Origin of the sequence: Roseateles sp., assembly GCF_039595295.1 — a bacterium.
GTDB lineage: Bacteria > Pseudomonadota > Gammaproteobacteria > Burkholderiales > Burkholderiaceae_C > Roseateles.
The window spans coordinates 92,760-109,831 of record NZ_JBCNLU010000007.1; the positions used below are offsets into that span (position 1 = coordinate 92,760).

A 17,072-nucleotide genomic window follows, 5' to 3' on the forward strand; every position below is an offset into this window, starting at 1 on the left:
CGCCGGGGACCGGCTTCAGGGGTGCGCGGCGACGACCTGCGCGACCGCGGCGGTCAGGCGCTTGCCGTAGGGCACGTGCAGGAACTCGTTGGGTCCGTGGGCGTTGCTCTTGGGACCCAGCACGCCGCAGACCATCATCTGCGCCGCCGGGAAGCCCTTCTGCAGCATGCTCATCAGCGGAATCGTGCCGCCCTGGCCGATATAGCCCACCGGCTGGCCGAAGTGGGCCTGACTGGCCTGCTCCAGCGCGGCGCTCAGCCACGGGGACAGCTCGGGCGTGTTCCAGCCGGTCGCGCCGAAGGCCCCGGCGCGGCCGTCCGGCACGAAGCTGACCTTGGCGTTGTACGGGGCGTTGTCCTCGAGCAGCGCCTTGAGCTTGAGCGCCGCCTCGTTGCCGTCGATCAGCGGCGGCAGGCGCAGGGACAACTTGAAGGCCGTGTAGGGGCGCAGCACATTGCCGGCGTTCTTCAGCTCGGGGAAGCCGTCCACGCCGGTGACCGACAGCGTCGGGCGCCAAGTGCGGTTCAGCAGTACCTCGACCGGATCCGAGGTCACCGGCAGGACCGGGCCGCCGTCGCCGCCGCAGGCCCAGGGCAGGCGCTTGTAGACCTCTTCCTTCAGGATCGCGGCGGTGGCCTGCGCCTGCTCCAGACGCACGCCGGGAATGTCGCAATGGAAGGACTCGGGCAGCAGGCGGCCGGTCTTGGAGTCCTCCAGCCGGTCCAGCACCTGGCGCAGGATGCGGAACGAGGACGGCACCACCCCGGAAGCGTCGCCCGAGTGGATGCCCTCGGTCAGCACCTCGACCTTGAGCACGCCCGAGACCATGCCGCGCAGCGAGGTGGTCATCCAGAGCCGGTCGTAATCGCCGGCGCCGGAGTCCAGGCACACCACCAGCGACACGTTGCCCAGGCGCGGCTTGAGCAGGTCGATGTAGGCGGGCAGGTCGTAGCTGCCGGATTCCTCGCAGGTCTCGATCAGGCCGACGCAGCGCGGGCGGGCGATGCCCTGCTGGTCCAGCGCCATCAGCGCGGTGATCGAGGCGTAGATCGCGTAGCCGTCGTCGGCGCCGCCGCGGCCGTAGAGCTTGCCGTCCTCGTACTTGGGCGTCCAGGGGCCCAGGTCGGCGCGCCAGCCGTTGAACTCGGGCTGCTTGTCCAGATGGCCGTAGAGGACGACGGTGTCGGTGCTGTCGGCCTTGGTCGCGGGCAGCTCGAAGAAGATGACCGGGGTGCGGCCTTCCAGGCGGATGACCTCCAGCTTCAGGCCGGGGATCTTCTTGCTCTCGACCCACTGGGCGGCGTCGCGGATGACGCGCTCGATGTAGCCGTTGGACGCCCAGTCCGCGTCGAACATGGGGCTCTTGGCGGGGATGGCGATGTAGTCGGTCAGTGCGGGGACGATCTGCTCGTCCCAGACCTTGCCGGCGAAGGTGCCGAGGGCATCGATCTCATCCTTGTGCAGCGGCAACGACGGGTCACGTGCGTTCATGCGGGTCTCCTGCGCGGCGGGTGCGCCGCTGATGTCGAGTCCGGCGGCACGGGAGCGGCCACGGCGGACGGAAAGGGGCTGGAAAGGGGGCGGATCGGTCGATTCTAGGAGCGCGCGCCCAGCCAGGGGCGCAGCCGGGCGAAGACCTGTTCGCGCTCGGGCTCGTTCAGGATCTCGTGGAAGAGCCCGGGGAAGCCGACGGCCTGCACCGCGCCGTTGCCGGCCGCCCTGCGCGCGAAAGCCGCGCTGCCGGCAGGGTTGACGCAGCGGTCGGCCTCGGCCCACATCAGCAGCGTGGGCGTGGCCCAGCGCTCGACGAAGGGCAGGGTTTCAGGGCCGAAGCTGGCGATCATCTTGGCCAGCGTGGGCGTGATGCGGTTGTGCACCAGCGGGTCGTCCTTGTAGGCCTGGACGACCTCGGGGCTGCGCGAGACCCAGGACGGGTTCAGCCCGTTGCCCACCGCCAGATGCGGCACCAGCGGCAGCGTCGCGCCCAGCAAGCCGCGCTGGAAGGCCGACAGGCCTGCATCCAACGCCGGGGAGCTGAGCACCAGTCCATCGACCGGGCGCGACCACGAGGCCTGCTCCAGCGCGCCGGCAACGAAGCGGGCGGCGATCGCGCCCCCCATGCTGTGGCCGAGCAGCACCAGCGGGCCGCGGCCCTTGCGGTCGTCGGCCCGCAGGCCGTCGATGGCGGCGGCGAGGTCGCGCAGCAGGCTGTCGTGGGCGGGGATGTCGCCGCGCGGGCCGCCGGAGGCGCCATGGCCGCGCTGGTCGAAGCCGGCCGCATGCCAGCCCCAGTCGTTCAGGCGCTGGGCCACGTGTTCATAGCGGCCGATGTGCTCGCCCAGGCCGTGGACGATCAACACGGTGCCGCGGGTCGGGAGCGACAGATCGGCGCCCCACTCGCGCCAGTGCAGGGGCAGGCCGTCATGGCCGGACAGAGTCTTCATGGGGGCGAAGTGTAGGATCGGCCGCCATGACCGCCACGCTGCCGTCCCCGGACTCCGGGTCCGCCCCGCCCGCGTCCTCGGACGCCGACGTCTCCGCGCTGGAACTGGCCCCGCCCGACATCGAGCGCTGGCGCGACGGCGGCAGCGGCGTCCCCTTCGTCCATGTGCTCGACGCCGGCCGGCCCGGGCCGACGGCGATGGTGCTGGCGCTCACGCATGGGAACGAGCTGTGCGGCGCGATCGCGCTGGACGAGCTGCTGTCGCAGCGCCTGCGGCCGACGCGCGGCCGCCTGATCCTGGCCTTCGCCAATGTCGAGGCCTTCCGCCGCTTCGATCCCAAGGATCCTTTCGCCACGCGCTGCGTCGACGAGGACATGAACCGCGTCTGGGCCGAGGACGTGCTGCGCGGGCCGCGCGATTCGGTGGAGCTGCGGCGGGCGCGGGTGCTGGCGCCCTTCATCGACTCGGCGGATGCGCTGCTGGATCTGCACTCGATGCAGGAGGCGGGCGCGCCGGCGCTGACCATCTGCGGCATGACCGACAAGAGCGTGCCGCTGGCGCGCGCGCTGGGCCAGCCCGAGACGCTGCTGGTCGACACCGGCCACGCGGCGGGTCTGCGGCTGATCGACCGGGGCGACTTCTCCGATCCGGCGAGCCCGCGCAAGGCGGTGCTGGTCGAATGCGGCGCGCACTGGGAGCGCGCCTCCGCCGACATGGCGGTCGACGTGACGCTGCGCTTCCTGCTGCAGCTGGGGATGGTGGATGCGGGCTGGGCGCTTGCGCGCTTGCGCGTGGCGGCGCCGGCGCGGCAGCGGCTGGTGCGCGTGGGCGAGGGGGTGACAGCGCGCTCGCCGCGTTTCCGCTTCCTGATGCCGACGCATCACCTCATGGTCCTCCCCAAGGCCGGCACGCCGCTGGCGGAAGACGACGGCCATCAATGGCTGACGCCCCATGACGACTGCGTGCTGATCATGCCGTCGCGCCGCGCCGGGCGCGGTGGGCAGACCATGGTGAGGCTGGGACGCTACGAAAACTGACGTTCTTGCCAGTCGCTCCAAAAACCAGTCATAGACACGCGGGACCTTGACGACGACGCTCGCAGGGCAAGCGTCGTCCAGGCCTTCAATCCCTGTCAAACTTGAACACCGCCATGCTCGACATCAAGTTGGGCATCACGCGGACCTGCCGTCCATCCTGCACGCCGAAGCTGTCAAGCACGCGCAGGCCGCACTTGCGGGCCAGCACCTGGAAGTCGGCATAGGTCCCCACCCGGATGTTGGGGGTGTCGTACCACTGGTAGGGCAGCACGCGCGTCACCGGCATGCGGCCCGCCAGGATCTGCAAGCGATTCGGCCAGTGCGCGAAGTTGGGGAAACTCACCACGCCCATGCGGCCGACGCGCGCGGTCTCGCGCAGCATCGCTTCCGTGTTGCGCAGGTTCTGCAAGGTCTCCAGCTGCAGCACGACATCGAAGCTCTGGTCCTCGAAGATCGCCAGCCCCTCCTCCAAGTTCAGTTGGATCACGTTGACGCCGCGCTGCGCGCAAGCGAGCACGTTCGCGTCGTCCAGTTCCACGCCGTAGCCGGTGCAGCCCTTGGTCGCCTGCAGATGCGCCAGCAGCTCGCCCTTGCCGCAGCCCAGGTCCAGCACCCGCGAGCCCACAGGAACCAGCTCGGCGATCATCTCCATCACCTTGAGGTCGCTCATACCGCCACCCCCGTCAGGCGATGGGACTGCGCGATCGCGGCCCCCAGCGGGCGCTCGAACTCCGCCGCGATGCGCTCGAAGTAGGCGCGCAGCACGCCGTGATAGCGCGGGTCCTCCAGCAGGAAGGCGTCATGGCCGTGCGGCGCGTCGATCTCCGCGTAGGAGACGTCGCGCTTGTTGTCCAGCAAGGCCTTGACGATCTCGCGCGAGCGCGCCGGCGAGAAGCGCCAGTCGGTCGTGAAGCTCACCACCAGGAATTTGCACAGCGCGCTGGCGAAGGTGCGGCTCAGATCGCCGCCGTGGTCGCGCGCCGGATCGAAGTAGTCCAGCGCCCGCGTGATCAGCAGATAGGTGTTGGCGTCGAAGTACTCGCTGAACTTGTCGCCCTGATAGCGCAGGTAGCTCTCGATCTGGAACTCGATGTCCGAGGTCGAATAGCCCAGCTCGGTCGCGCGCATCTGGCGGCCGAACTTCTCCTCCATCACGTCGTCGCTCAGGTAGGTGATGTGGCCGATCATCCGCGCCACCCGCAGGCCGCGGCGCGGCACCACGCCGTGCTCGTAGAAGAAGCCGTCGTGGAACTCGGGGTCGGTGATGATGGCGCGACGCGCCACCTCGTTGAACGCGATGTTCTGCGCCGACAGATTGGGCGCCGTCGCCACCGCGATGCAATGCCCCATGCGCTCGGGGTAGCGCAGCGACCAGTCCAGCGCCTGCATCCCCCCCAGCGATCCGCCCAGCACCGCCGCCAGACGCCGGATGCCGAAGCGGTCCAGCACCCGCGCCTGCGCGTCCACCCAGTCATGCACGGTGACGACCGGGAAGTCCGAGCCGTAGACGCGACCGGTGTCGGGGTTCTGATGCATCGGCCCGGTCGAGCCGAAGCACGAGCCCAGGTTGTTCACGCCGATGACGAAGAAGCGGTCCGTGTCCAGCGGCTTGCCCGGACCGACCAGGTTGTCCCACCAACCCTCGCTCTTGTCGACACCGGCATGCGTGCCCGCGACGTGATGACTCGCGTTGAGCGCGTGGCACACCAGCACCGCGTTGGACTTGTCCTCGTTCAGACGGCCGTAGGTTTCGACCATCAACTCATACCCGGCAATGCGGGCGCCGCTGCGCAGCGTCAGCGGCTCCTCGAACAGCAGCCGCTGCGGTGTGACCTCACCGACAGAACCCATGGAACACCTCGATCGCATCCAGAAAAAACAAAACCCGGCGCCGCTGCTTGAAGCGGAACACCGGGTCTCGATCCGTGGATCGGGTGTCCCTCTTTAGCTGCATTTCTTGGGCGCCCGCAAGCCGGACAAATCGGCGCCATGAGTCGCGAGTATAGCTACGGGGCCGTGCACAGGCAGTGCACCATCGCCCGCACCGGCGGACGCGAGCCGGCCGGGCCCGCCTGCGCCTGATCGGACAGCCAGCTCAGATCGGCCTGCGCCTCGCGCAGCGGTGCCGGAATGGACGGGATGCCGCCCATCGCATGCAGCACCATGCCGCGCAGCGACGGCGCCGCCGCGTCGCCCACGCTGCTCAGCAGGCGGTCGACGGTGCTGCGCTCGGGTTCGACGTAGCGCACGGTCGGGTCGTCGCTCAGCTTGGCGCGCTTGGCGGCGCTGGCGATCGCGTCGGCCAGCAGGCCGTTGCGATCGATCAGGCCGCGCTCCAGCGCCTGCGCGCCGGTCCACACCCGGCCCTGGCCGACGGCGTCGATCTCCTGCGGCGTCTTCTTGCGCGCCTGCGCGGCCTTGCCGGTGAATTCGGCGTAGATGTTCTCGACCGAGGACTGCACCACCTGCGCCAAGCGCGGATCCAGCGGACGACGCGGGTCGTAGCCGTTGGCCAGCCAAGTCGTGGTGTAGCCGCCGTTGTGGATGGAGAGCTTCTCCATCAGCTTCTCGCCGGTGGGCAGCACGCCGAACACGCCGATGGAGCCCGTGATCGTCGAGGGATCGGCGATGACTTCATCCGAGGACATCGAGATCCAGTAGCCCCCCGACGCGGCCACGCCGCCCATGGAGACCACCACCGGCTTGCCCACGGCGCGGGTGAGCTCGAGCTCGCGGCGCACCAGCTCGGAGGCGAAGGCGCTGCCGCCCGGCGAATTCACGCGCAGCACGAGGGCCTTGATCTTGTCGTCCTCGCGGGCCTGCTTGATCAGGCGGGACATGGACTCGCCGCCGATCTTGCCCGGCGCGGCGTTGCCGTCGACGATCTCGCCCTCGGCCACGATCACGCCGATCTGGCCTTCCGGCTTGGGCAGCTTGGCGGGCAACTGGGCGACATAGGCGCCCAGGCGGATCGCGCGCAGGTGCTTCTCGTCCTTGGCACCCTGCTTCTCCAGCAGCGCCTCGACCTCGTCCTGCGTCTTCAGGCCGTCGACCAGCTTCTCGGCGAGCACGAACTTGCCGGCGTTGCCGCCGACCGCCGCCAGGCGCTGCGGCAGCTCGTCGATCGCCTTCGCGATCGAGCCCTTGGGCAGCTTGCGCGCCGTCTCCACGCTGGTCTGATAGGTGGCCCAGAGCGCGTCGTAGAGATAGCGGTCCGCCTCCAAGGTGGCCTTGGACGGCTCGTTGGCGAAGTAGGGTTCGACGGCGTTCTTGTAGGTGCCCACGCGCAGCACGTGCGCGGTGATGCCCACGCGGTCCAGCGCGTCCTTGTAGTAGTTGCGATAGCGGCCGTAGCCCTCGATCATGACCTCGCCCATGGGATGGACGTAGACCTGATCGGCCTGCGCGGCGATGTAGTACGCGCGCTGGCTGTACGCATTGGCGTAGGCGATGACGGGCTTCTTGGACTGCTTGAAGCGCACGATCGCGGTTTCGATCTCATGCAGCGAGGCGGGCGTGGCCGCGCCGAGCTGATCCAGGTCCAGCAGCACCTGCGTGATCTTGTCGTCCTTGGCCGCGGCGTCCAGCGCGCGCAGCACGTCGCGCAGTCGCGTCTGGGCGCGGTCCTCGCCCTTGAGCTGCGCCAGCGCCTGGTCCCGCGCGGAACCGGCGAACTGCTCGACCACCTCGCCCTGGATGTCCAGCACCAGCGTGGTCTTGTCCTTGAGCGGCTTGCCGCCGCGGGTCGCCGCCCATACCAGGGCGATGACGATCAACAGGAACAGCAGGTTCAGCACCACGCGACGGGTGCCGTCGACGAACCACCACAGCTTGCCGAAAAAGCGCCCGATCGGCGCCAACGCTCGCTTCACGCCCATCCAATCCTCCCTTCAGGAACATGGGACCGGCACGGATCCTCGCGCCGGGACCGGGCGATTGTGGCACCCGGAAACGGCGAAGCCCTCCGAAGAGGGCCTCGTCCATCGCGGTCTGCCCCCAATGGGGGATGGGCTCATGCGTTGGCCGGCGGGACCGTGTCCTGGAAGCTCGCGCGAGTCATGAGCTTGTCGAAGTGGCGCGCCAGGTTGGGGGAGGCCGAGCGCCAGTCGATGTCGGGGAAGCGGAAATCCACGTAGCCCAGCGCGCAGCCCAGCGAGACGTCGGCCAGGGTGAAGTGGTTGCCCGAGCACCAGGTCTTCTCGCCCAGGCCGTGGGCCATCGCCTGCAGCGACGCGTGGACCTTGGCCATCTGGCGCTCGATCCAGGCTTCGGAGCGCTCGCCGTCCTTTCGGCCGGACCAGGTGCGTTCCAGACGCGCGGCGACGCAGGCGTCGATCAGGCCGTCGGCCAGCGCTTCCCAGGTGCGCACCTCGCAGCGCTCGCGGCCGCGATCGGGGATCAGGCGGCCCACGGGGGACAGCGTGTCCACGTACTCGACGATCACCCGCGAGTCGAAGACCGCGCCGGTGATCGAGTCCTGGCCTTCCATCACCAGGCACGGGACCTTGCCGAGCGGGTTCATCTTGAGGATGTTGTCGCTGCCCCAGACGTCCTCCAGCTCGAACTGGTAGTCGAGCTTTTTTTCCGCCATGACGATGCGGACCTTGCGGACGTAGGGGCTGGTGAGGGAACCGATGAGTTTCATTCGTATCCGGAACGAGGACAGAGCGAGGGCCTCGGGTTTCTGAGCGGCGATTCTAACGAGTGGACCCCGGGCGACCGCGTCGCCGATGCAACGCATCGGAGGGCCCTCGGAACGGGGATTGCCGACGCCTGGACTTGGTCCTCTGTCTCTCGCACGCTGGTGCGAAAGCGGCAGCTCCCGTTCGGGACCGGGACCCGGCCTACCCAGAAGGCCGCAAGGCTGACTGGCATCGGCCGGTCCGCCGCGGCCAGTCTGCGCATGGCGGCAGTTCCAAGAGACGCGCTCGCCCGGGACAGTACGGGGGTTCATTGACTCCTCGAGAACGACGTTCATGCGTAGCCCTCTCTCCCTCGCCTCGCCGACGAATCGACTGACACATCAGCCGGCCCATCGTGACGCCCCCTCTTTCCGCCGACGCGCGCTCGCCCCCGCGGACGCCGCCCCTGCGGACGCCGCCTCCGAGGTTGCTCGGCCGGAGGTCGGTAACGCCGCGACGGATGACGTCGACGACAGCCACATCCCCCCGATGAATGACGCGGAGGCGGGTGCGCAGTCCGACGCCTCGCCCACGGACGCCGCCGGATCCGCGCCGCCACCGAGCAGTTCGGGCACGGCGATGCCGGTGCTGGGTCTGGGCGTCGCGGGGCTGATCGGGGCGGTCGCCTTGGGATCGAGCGGCAACGCGCCTCAGCCGGTGCCCCGCACCAAGCCGGTGGAGCCGACGAAGACGGTGGAGCCGACGAAGACGGTGGAGCCGACCAAGACGGTGGAGCCAGAATCGGTCACGCCCACCCGGCCCGTCGCCCCGGTGACGCCCGACCCAACGACATACGCCATCTCGGATGCCCACGTCATCGAGGCCGTGACAGGGAGCCGAGAGCTGGTGTTCCTCGTCCAGCGCGGCGGCGACCTGAGCGGCACGGGTACGGTGCGCTACACCTTGCAGCCCGATCAGAGCACGGTCACCATGGAGGAACTCTCCGGCCCGTGGACGGGCGTGGTGTCGTTCAAGCCCGGCGAGTCGCAGCGGTTCATCCATCTTTCGGTCAATGGCGATCATCTGCGCGAGACGGACGAGCAGGTCGCCGTCCAGCTGCATGATCCCGCGGGCGGAACGCTGGACCGCGCCGCCGGGCGAGGGACGATCCACGAGGTCGACGTCACCCGTCTGAAGGCCGCCTATGGCCTGCGCGACCTCAACAACGAGAGCGACCGTCCGGCGATCCGCGTCCGTCGCTCTTCAGACAACACGGAGCGCGACATCGGTTTCGATGCCCACGGACGGCTTGATCGCGAGGCGCTGCTGGATTTCGTGGGACGCGAGAAATCGAACCATGGCTACGTCACGCGCTGGTACGACCAGTCGGGCAACGCTCAAGGAGACCTGGAGGCGAAGGCTCCCGGCGGGCAAGGGATGATCGTGACCGAGGGCCAGTTGGTCAAGCGGAGTGATGGCTCCCCGGCCATCAGCTTCAACACGGGCTCCAACGGCTTTCTCAACACCATGGCGGCGACGGGGGAAGCCGGTGACGGATGGCGTAGCACGATGATCTACGCCAAGGTCCAGTCCGAAGGACCGAGAGAAGGCACCCTGTTTAACCTGGGTGGCTCGGAGGACGAACGCCTGAGCGTTCATTACCCCGAAGGAGCGCGCGTCACTTTCGACGTGAACGGGGACAGCGGGAGAGAACGCCTGGCATGGCGACCCGATGTGCGTGATCCTCTGCTCAAGGCGTCCCGCCAGTTGGTCTTCGAAGCGCACGCCGACAACAAGACGGCGGGGACCGAGGCGCTCAATCACACGGACGCCAAACAGGTCATCCATGTGGACGGACGGGCGGTCGCCTGGGACAGTTCCCTGCCCGATGGATTCTCCTCGGGATCGACGTGGCGCATCGCCTCGCACGAGGGCGCGAACAACGGCAGGTTTCACCAGCAGGTGACGTTCAATGAGTTCCTCGTCTATCTGGCCAAGGACAACAGCGTCCCCTTGCCGCAAAGCCTGGTGGGCTCTGCGCAGAACGACGTGCTGACCTATTCCGGAGAAACGGATCTGCGGCGCATCGACGGCCTGGACGGCCACGACACGCTCTACGTCTCGAACCAGGCAACGCTGGACCTGAGCCAGTTCTCCGGCGCGGTGAAGCACGTCGAACAGTTCTGGCTGGAGAACGGCCAGGCCAACACGCTCAAGCTCACCGGCGCGGCGCTGAGCACAACGGACGTGACGAAGTTGTCGATTCAACTGGATGCCCAGGATCGTGTCGAGATCGACAACGTGGCCGTCCCCTTGGACAGCCTGGAGAAGCGTCTGCTCGCCTTGAGCCCCACCATGCAGTTCACGGTGAAGATCGGCGAGTCGCCGGTGCTCTGAGAGCGCGGACCTCGGGCCTCACCGGAAAGCCCGGTGACGTCGGCCGATCAAGCCGCCTGGTACTGCGGCAGCAGTCGCACGTGGGTGTAGCGGGCCGGGCGCTCGGCCTGCTCTGCGCTTGAAACGGGAGCAAAGCCGCAATGCGTCCAGAACGCGGCGGATTCAGGGCTCTCGCAGTTCACGTGCAGGCGATTGAAGTGGCCCTGCGCGCTGGCGAGCACCGCGTTCACGAGACGCTTGGCGAGGCCGTGAGCCCGCCACGAGGGATGCACGTAGAAGCGCCGCATGCGCGCGGTGCCGGGTCGGCCGGGAGGCGGCTCGATGTTGAGGCCGCCGACGGCGATCACCTGGCCGTGATCGTCGAACCACGCCCACAAGGATTCGCCCGGCTGCTCGTAGCGGTTGGCGCCGCTGCGCCATTCATCCATCAGGCGGCGGAGCATCCGCCAGCCCTCGGCCTCGCTGGCCGCCAGCAACGGCGCCCAAGCAAGCGGGTCGATCTGATGCACACGTACCAGGCGCGGTGCAACGCCATCGGAAGCCAGGGACAACATCTCAAAGAGCGGTAACCAAACGTCAACCGAGCAGGGAAGGCCGGATTAAGCAGCAAGCGCCTGACCCCGGCATCAGGGACAACCCGGCTCGGTGGACGTCGACGATTCCACCTGCCCGCTCTCCGGGTCTCTCCTGGCGCGTGCTTCGACGCGTTTGCGCTGATCGCCCGATTCCACCTGCTCTCTCTCTCTGGGTCCGCATGGGAGAAAGATTTTCCCGGCGTCGCCGCGAAAACCCTTCCCCCATACACCGACACATTGGCGGACTTCGCCGATTCCACCTGCCCTCTCTCTGGGTCCGCATGGGAGAAAGGTTTTCCCGGCTTCGCCGCGAAAACCCTTCCCCCATACACCGACACATTGGCGGACTTCGCCGATTCCACCTGCGGGAGCGGGTGGAATCGGCACCTCCGTCTTACCGCGCCGGCTCGGGCTTCTTGGTCGACTCGGGATGCTCGATCCAGGCCTTCAGTTCAGGGGCGCGCGGGTGCTTCGGCGAGAGCTCGATGAAGGTCCGGTATGCCGCCTGCGCTTGCGCGTCTTCGCCGGCTCGCAGCAAGGCGTCGCCCAGGTTCAGGTGCGCGAGCGCGCGGCTGCCGTCCATCTCGATGGCCTTGCGGTACCAGCGCGCAGCCTCGGTCGGCTTGTCGCGCTTGTAGTAGATGAAGCCCAGGTTGTTGGCGGCGAGCGCAAACTTGGGCTGCAACTTCAAAGCCTCGGTGAAGGCGGCCTCGGCCTCGTCGTAACGCCGTTCCTTGTAGAGCTGCAGCCCACGATCGTTGGCGCGCTGCGCCGCGATGCGCGCCGATACCGGCGCCGGTGCGGCACTGGTGGCGATGGCCGTGTCGGTGCCGTCCAGGTTCTTCAAGGTCACTTGCACCGCGGTCGCGCTCGCGGGCGGCGCACCGCTCGGCGCCGAGGCGGCCGCGACGGGCTGCAGCTGCGCGTCGCGCGCGGCGTCGGCCTGCTTGGCCAGCGCGCTCGCCTTGGCGTCGAGCTGGTTGCTGTCGCCGCTCAAGGCCTGCTCCTGCGCCGAGGCCAGCTCGAAGATGAACTCGCCGCCCTCGCTGCCCGGCAAGCTGCCGAAGGCCGGCGTCTGATGCGCGATGGCCGAGACCGCCGGCGCGACGTAGGCCGCCAGCTCGGTCGCGGTGATGAGGCCGTCCCCGTTCAGATCGGCCTTGCCCGACAGCGCCTGCAGCAGCGTCCAGGTGAACACCGAATGACCACCCGGGCCGTCGTCGGCGACCTGCTGGTCGGCGCCGCCGGCCGTCATCATCTGGCGGCCCATGCGCCGCGCGTTGTCGCGCACGAAGTTGTTGCCACCCGGCGCGCCGCCGCGCGTCAGGCCCAGGCCCGAGTAGCAGGCGTCGATGACGAAGAAGGCGTGCTTGGCGGGAAGCGCCTCGCCCAGCTCCTGCAGCTGCGGCATCGCGATCGCGTCGGTCTGCAGATCGTCGGTGCCGGCGTCGACCGGGATGATGTAGCCGACGTCGCGCCCGCTGGGCAGCTTGCGCGTGCTGCCGTGACCGGCGAAGAAGACGAAGACGCGGTCGTCGCGCTTGAGCTTGTTGTCGCCGCCGCGCCGCGCCATCGCATTGAGCGCGCGCAGGATGTTGGCGCGCGTGGCCTCGCCGTCGGTGAGCGCGGTGACGTTCTCCGGCTTGAAGCCGAACTGCGTCTGCAGCGTGTCCTGGATGGCGCGCGCGTCGCGCACCGCATGCTGCAGGCGCGGCCAGCTCTTGTACTGGTCGATGCCGATCACCAGCGCATAGCTCTCGCGATAGAGATTCGCGCCGGCCAGATCGGGCGCGGCCGCATCGGCGGCGGGCGGATCGACCGGCACGATCTTGCCGTCTTTCCAGGCCGCGAAGCGGTAGCCCTCGGCCTTGAGCTGGTCCAGCACCAGCGGCAACGCCTCGACGGTGCGGGCGTGGATGTCGTGGAAGAGCACGATGCCGCGCTGCTGCTTGCCGAGCTCGCCCAGCACGCGCGCCGCGATGGATTTCGGAATCGGATCCGACCAGTCCAGCGAGTCCACGTTCCACATCATCGAGCGCAGCTTGAGCGCCTCGATCGCACCCAGCGCCGCGTCGTTGCGCGCGCCGTAGGGGAAGCGGAACAGCGCCTGGCCGCTACGGCCGGCCGCATCGAGCAACGCCTCGGTCGACGAGGCTTCCTGCGTGACCTTGTCCAGCTCGAACTTGGACATCACGCCGTGGCTGAAGCTGTGGTTCGCGATCGGATGGCCGGCGGCGAGCACGCGCTGCGCGACCTGCGTGCCGGGGCCCGGCTTGATCTTTCCCTTGGCGTCCACCGTGCCCAGGTTGCGGCCCAGCTCGAAGAACACCGCCGGCGCCTGATAGCGCTTGAGGATCTCCAGGATCTCGTCGGTGTAGCGCGGATGCGGGCCGTCGTCGAAGGTCAGCAGCACGGTCTTGGGCGGCAGCTGACGGCCGAAGAACTCGCGCTCCTCCTTGCTCGGACCGCGCGTGGCGCCAGAGGCCGCGGTCGTGGCGGGCACGGCGACCTCGGTCACCGTCGGACGCGCCTGCAGGTCGGGCAGGATGGTCGCGTAGTCCTTGAGGATGCGGTCGCGACCGTACAGGCTCTTGAGCTTGGCGACGTAGTCGGACCACTTCTCCCGCTTGGGCACGATGCCGCGCTGCGCGAAACGGCCGAAGGTGTCGCGCAGCTCCTGCTCGTAGGTCTGCTCGATGTCGGCCAGCACGGTGAGGTCCTCGCCGGCGCGCTTGGCCAGCTTGAGCCCGGCCAGGCTCTGCGAGGTCGAGAACTGCTGCGACAGCAGCGTCAGGAATTCCTTGAACGCGAGCCGGTCGGCGTCGAACCACGCGGGCTCGCCCTCGATGCGGTCGAGCAGCTCGGAGATCGCGGCGATGCCCGAGGGATCGGCGCTCCGGGCGATGCCCGAGGCGGTGTCGCCCAGCGCGGTGACGCTCTCCTGCATGTCGTGGAAGAGCATCAGGCCGACGGCGTGCACCGCCTCGCGCTCGGCCGGCTTGAGCGCGGCCTCGCCATCCATCAGCACGATCATCTGGCGGTAACGGCCCAGCACCTCGTCGCTCTGCTTGAGCAGCGTCGCGCTGACCGAGGGGCTGGCGGAGGCCGCCGCGGTCGGGGCCAGCGGCTGCGGGGACTGGGCGGCGGGCTTGCAGCCGGCCAGCAGCGTCAGCATCGCCAAAGCGGCGGCGGTGCTCGTCGCGGCGGCGCGGATCGTGATGCGTCCGGTCGCGCGGCGATGGTTCTTGTCCTTCATGCCTTCCCTCAGCCTTCCCTCTGACAACTTCGAAGCGGGGCTATTGTGACCCCCTCTGTAGAATCCCCGGGTTTGTCCCACCCCTGTCCCGGCCGGATCCCTGGCCGCAGCGCGCCATGAACCTCTCCGCTCTCTCCGCCCTGTCGCCTCTGGATGGCCGCTATGCGTCGCGCATGGCCGCGCTGCGCCCGCTGCTGTCCGAGTTCGGTCTGATGCACCGCCGCGTGCAGGTCGAGATCGAGTGGTTCATCGCCCTGTCCGACGCCGGCCTGGCCGAGCTGCAGCCGCTGCCGACCGCCTCGCGCGAGTTCCTGCGCGCCCTGGTGGCCAACTTCTCCGAGGCCGACGCGCAGGCGATCAAGGACATCGAGAAGACCACGAACCACGACGTCAAGGCGGTCGAGTACTGGATCAAGAAGCAGTTCGCGGGCAAGCCGGAACTGGAGAAGGCCGGCGAGTTCGTGCACTTCGCCTGCACCAGCGAGGACATCAACAACACCAGCCACGGCCTGATGCTCAAGGCCGCGCGCGACGAGGTCATCCTGCCCGCGCTGGATCGCGTCATCGCCAAGCTGGGCGACATGGCCAAGACCATGGCCGCGAATCCGATGCTGAGCCGCACCCACGGCCAGACCGCCAGCCCGACCACGGTGGGCAAGGAGATCGCCAACGTCGTGTCGCGCCTGCGCCGCGCGCGCACGGTGATCGCGGAGGTGAAGCTGCTGGCCAAGATGAACGGCGCGGTCGGCAATTACAACGCCCACCTGTCGGCCTACCCCGAGCAGGACTGGGAAGCCTTCAGCCAATCGGTCATCGAGCAGCAGCTGGGCCTGACGTTCAACCCGTACACGATCCAGATCGAGCCGCACGACTACATGGCCGAGCTGTTCGACGCGGTGACCCGCGCCAACACCATCCTGGTGGACTGGTCGCGTGACGTGTGGGGCTATGTGTCGCTGGGCTACTTCAAGCAGAAGACCAAGGCGGGCGAGATCGGCTCGTCGACGATGCCGCACAAGGTCAACCCCATCGACTTCGAGAACGCGGAAGGCAACTTCGGCCTGGCCAACGCGGTGCTGACGCACCTGAGCCAGAAGCTCCCCATCTCGCGCTGGCAGCGTGACCTGACCGACTCGACGGTGCTGCGCAACATGGGCGTGGCGCTGGGCTATGCGCTGCTGGGGTATGACTCGCTCAGCAAGGGCTTGGACAAGCTGGAGCTCAACCAGGACGCGCTGGACGCGGATCTGGATTCGTCGTGGGAAGTGCTGGCCGAGCCGATCCAGACGGTGATGCGCCGCTACGCGCTGCCCAACCCGTATGAGCGCTTGAAGGAGCTGACTCGCGGCAAGACGATCACGCGGGAATCGATTCAGCAGTTCATCCAGGGACTGGAGCTGCCGGAGGCGGAGAAGCAGCGGCTGCTGGCGATGACGCCGGGGAATTACACGGGGAAGGCGGAGGAGCTGGCGAAGCGGATTTGAGGGCGTCCGAAGACCCTCTCCCCAGCCCTCTCCCGCAAGCGGGAGAGGGGGCAAGAGGGCTCACCGACTTCAACCGAAGACTAGGCCTGAGCGGTGGCAGCTCCCTCGCCCGCTTGCGGGAGAGGGTGGGGGAGAGGGTCCCCCGCGACCGACCCAGCGCCTCAATGCTTCGGCGCCTTCTCCTGCTCCGCCGCCGCCACCACCGCCTCGCGCCACAGGCGCGCGGGGATGAAGGTCCTTAGCTGCTCCATCGCGCGCTCGATGAGCGCCGGATGCAGCTCATGGCCGATATCGGGCATCACATCCGCCGTGATGTCCGCCCCCAGCCCCATCAGCTCCCGCGCCGCATTCAGCAGCGGCACATACGGCAGCTCCTCGTCATTCTTCCCATGCAGCAGATGGATGCTCACATCCTTGGGCGCATGCTGCGGCCAGTACGCATACGCGCCGCCAAAGGCCAGCACCCGACCCGCCAGCTGCTCCTCCTGCTGAAGCGCCTCCAGCGCCAGGATCGCCCCCTGCGAGAACCCGCCCAACGCGACCCGCTCCCACGACAGCTCCAGCCGCTCCGCCCAGTAGCGGATCAGCTCGACGACCGCCGGCAACGCCTCCGTCAGCCCGGCCGCGCGCGCCGCGTCATCCCCCTGCTCCGAGTACCACTGGAAGCCCGCGCCCCCGCCCGGAATCGCATCGAAGACATCCGGCGCATCCGGCAGCACCAGCGCCGCGCGCGGGTACTGCCGATGCAGCGCCTCGGCCAGCGGTCGCATCTGCAAACCGTCCGCGCCGGCGCCGTGCAACAGCACGAAAAGCAGTTCAGGCTGCCCATCCTTGGGCAGCAGCACATGGGCTTGAATCATGGGGCGGGATTGTCGATCAATCCCCGTCCACGCGTCTCAACGCGGCGCGGATGTCCTCGGCGCCGGTGGGCCTGACCAGGCGCTCCACCTCCACACCGTCGCGCAGGAAGATCAGCGTCGGCCACAGCTTGACCTTGAACGAGCGGCCCAGTGCCTGACCCTTCCCGTCCTCGACCTTGATGTGCTGCACGTTCTCGTGCCGACCCTCGAAGGCCTGCTCCAGAAGCGGCTGCGCGTTGATGCAATGCGGGCACCACGGCGCGCCGAACTCGACCAGCACCGGCCGCTCGCGCGACAGCGTGTCCACGGCATCGCGGATGGGCTCGGTCAGCGCGTAATGGGGATTCATCGGCATGAGGACCACTCCTTGGATCTGAAACGGCGAAGGGTCGGAGGC

Annotated in this window: 13 protein-coding genes; 3 read left to right on the forward strand and 10 right to left on the reverse strand. The window is 68.5% G+C overall.

Annotated features, from left to right (window positions below; all coding sequences use genetic code 11):
• Nucleotides 1-15: 15 nt before the first annotated feature.
• Together ABDW59_RS07635 and ABDW59_RS07640 are read right to left on the reverse strand one after the other, a co-directional pair.
• Nucleotides 16-1,491 (reverse strand): M20 family metallopeptidase, encoded by a 1,476-nt coding sequence (locus ABDW59_RS07635; protein ID WP_343628999.1) that lies wholly within the window; start codon nucleotides 1,489-1,491, stop codon nucleotides 16-18.
• Between the two features lie 104 nt (nucleotides 1,492-1,595).
• Nucleotides 1,596-2,444, reverse strand: a complete 849-nt coding sequence (locus tag ABDW59_RS07640; protein ID WP_343629000.1) for a lysophospholipase — start codon at nucleotides 2,442-2,444, stop codon at nucleotides 1,596-1,598.
• A 26-nt stretch (nucleotides 2,445-2,470) separates the two neighbouring features.
• Here ABDW59_RS07640 and ABDW59_RS07645 point away from each other — a divergent pair, with 26 nt between their 5' ends.
• Complete coding sequence (locus tag ABDW59_RS07645) at nucleotides 2,471-3,481, forward strand: succinylglutamate desuccinylase/aspartoacylase family protein (protein WP_343629001.1); 1,011 nt, start codon at nucleotides 2,471-2,473, stop codon at nucleotides 3,479-3,481.
• A gap of 85 nt (nucleotides 3,482-3,566) precedes the next feature.
• On the opposite strand, the gene metW is transcribed toward ABDW59_RS07645, so the two are convergent.
• From metW to ABDW59_RS07665, 4 genes are all read right to left on the reverse strand, one after another.
• On the reverse strand, nucleotides 3,567-4,151 hold the full coding sequence (metW, locus tag ABDW59_RS07650; RefSeq protein WP_343629002.1) for a methionine biosynthesis protein MetW: 585 nt from the start codon (nucleotides 4,149-4,151) through the stop codon (nucleotides 3,567-3,569).
• Nucleotides 4,148-5,332, reverse strand: coding sequence for a homoserine O-acetyltransferase (locus tag ABDW59_RS07655; protein ID WP_343629003.1), 1,185 nt, complete (start codon nucleotides 5,330-5,332; stop codon nucleotides 4,148-4,150). The genes metW and ABDW59_RS07655 overlap by 4 nt, the downstream gene beginning before the upstream one ends.
• A gap of 155 nt (nucleotides 5,333-5,487) precedes the next feature.
• Nucleotides 5,488-7,359 carry a signal peptide peptidase SppA gene (sppA, locus tag ABDW59_RS07660; protein WP_343629005.1) on the reverse strand — a complete coding sequence of 624 codons (1,872 nt, stop codon included), beginning with the start codon at nucleotides 7,357-7,359 and terminating at the stop codon, nucleotides 5,488-5,490.
• A gap of 134 nt (nucleotides 7,360-7,493) precedes the next feature.
• Nucleotides 7,494-8,126, reverse strand: a complete 633-nt coding sequence (locus ABDW59_RS07665) for a glutathione S-transferase C-terminal domain-containing protein (RefSeq protein WP_343629006.1) — start codon at nucleotides 8,124-8,126, stop codon at nucleotides 7,494-7,496.
• 616 nt (nucleotides 8,127-8,742) lie between these two features.
• Between ABDW59_RS07665 and ABDW59_RS07670 the strand changes: the two genes are divergently transcribed.
• Nucleotides 8,743-10,500: a hypothetical protein gene (locus ABDW59_RS07670; protein WP_343629007.1), complete on the forward strand. Its 1,758-nt coding sequence runs from the start codon at nucleotides 8,743-8,745 to the stop codon at nucleotides 10,498-10,500.
• Nucleotides 10,501-10,547: 47 nt separating this feature from the next.
• On the opposite strand, the gene ABDW59_RS07675 is transcribed toward ABDW59_RS07670, so the two are convergent.
• Complete coding sequence (locus ABDW59_RS07675) at nucleotides 10,548-11,009, reverse strand: GNAT family N-acetyltransferase (RefSeq protein ID WP_343629008.1); 462 nt, start codon at nucleotides 11,007-11,009, stop codon at nucleotides 10,548-10,550.
• Between the two features lie 460 nt (nucleotides 11,010-11,469).
• A complete protein-coding gene (locus tag ABDW59_RS07680) occupies nucleotides 11,470-14,331 on the reverse strand; it encodes a polysaccharide deacetylase family protein (RefSeq protein ID WP_343629009.1) in 2,862 nt (953 codons plus the stop codon).
• 116 nt (nucleotides 14,332-14,447) lie between these two features.
• On the opposite strand from ABDW59_RS07680, the gene purB reads away from it, so the two are divergent.
• Nucleotides 14,448-15,815 carry an adenylosuccinate lyase gene (purB, locus tag ABDW59_RS07685; RefSeq protein WP_343629010.1) on the forward strand — a complete coding sequence of 456 codons (1,368 nt, stop codon included), beginning with the start codon at nucleotides 14,448-14,450 and terminating at the stop codon, nucleotides 15,813-15,815.
• A gap of 161 nt (nucleotides 15,816-15,976) precedes the next feature.
• Here the strand turns inward: purB and ypfH are convergent, their stop codons facing one another.
• The gene (gene ypfH / locus ABDW59_RS07690; RefSeq protein ID WP_343629011.1) at nucleotides 15,977-16,675 is read right to left on the reverse strand and encodes an esterase; all 699 of its coding nucleotides are present in this window, start codon (nucleotides 16,673-16,675) and stop codon (nucleotides 15,977-15,979) included.
• A 16-nt stretch (nucleotides 16,676-16,691) separates the two neighbouring features.
• Nucleotides 16,692-17,030, reverse strand: a complete 339-nt coding sequence (locus ABDW59_RS07695) for a thioredoxin family protein (protein WP_343629012.1) — start codon at nucleotides 17,028-17,030, stop codon at nucleotides 16,692-16,694.
• Between the last annotated feature and the right edge of the window lie 42 nt (nucleotides 17,031-17,072).

What these genes read in the sequence shown, in the direction of transcription:
- ABDW59_RS07665 (WP_343629006.1), bottom strand. Translation starts at nt 8,126, where the DNA reads ATGAAACTCATCGGTTCCCTCACCAGCCCCTACGTCCGCAAGGTCCGC.
- ABDW59_RS07680 (WP_343629009.1), bottom strand. Translation starts at nt 14,331, where the DNA reads ATGAAGGACAAGAACCATCGCCGCGCGACCGGACGCATCACGATCCGC.
- ABDW59_RS07635 (WP_343628999.1), bottom strand. Translation starts at nt 1,491, where the DNA reads ATGAACGCACGTGACCCGTCGTTGCCGCTGCACAAGGATGAGATCGAT.
- ABDW59_RS07645 (WP_343629001.1), top strand. Translation starts at nt 2,471, where the DNA reads ATGACCGCCACGCTGCCGTCCCCGGACTCCGGGTCCGCCCCGCCCGCG.
- purB (WP_343629010.1), top strand. Translation starts at nt 14,448, where the DNA reads ATGAACCTCTCCGCTCTCTCCGCCCTGTCGCCTCTGGATGGCCGCTAT.
- ABDW59_RS07670 (WP_343629007.1), top strand. Translation starts at nt 8,743, where the DNA reads ATGCCGGTGCTGGGTCTGGGCGTCGCGGGGCTGATCGGGGCGGTCGCC.
- ABDW59_RS07695 (WP_343629012.1), bottom strand. Translation starts at nt 17,030, where the DNA reads ATGCCGATGAATCCCCATTACGCGCTGACCGAGCCCATCCGCGATGCC.
- ABDW59_RS07640 (WP_343629000.1), bottom strand. Translation starts at nt 2,444, where the DNA reads ATGAAGACTCTGTCCGGCCATGACGGCCTGCCCCTGCACTGGCGCGAG.
- ypfH (WP_343629011.1), bottom strand. Translation starts at nt 16,675, where the DNA reads ATGATTCAAGCCCATGTGCTGCTGCCCAAGGATGGGCAGCCTGAACTG.
- metW (WP_343629002.1), bottom strand. Translation starts at nt 4,151, where the DNA reads ATGAGCGACCTCAAGGTGATGGAGATGATCGCCGAGCTGGTTCCTGTG.
- ABDW59_RS07655 (WP_343629003.1), bottom strand. Translation starts at nt 5,332, where the DNA reads ATGGGTTCTGTCGGTGAGGTCACACCGCAGCGGCTGCTGTTCGAGGAG.
- sppA (WP_343629005.1), bottom strand. Translation starts at nt 7,359, where the DNA reads ATGGGCGTGAAGCGAGCGTTGGCGCCGATCGGGCGCTTTTTCGGCAAG.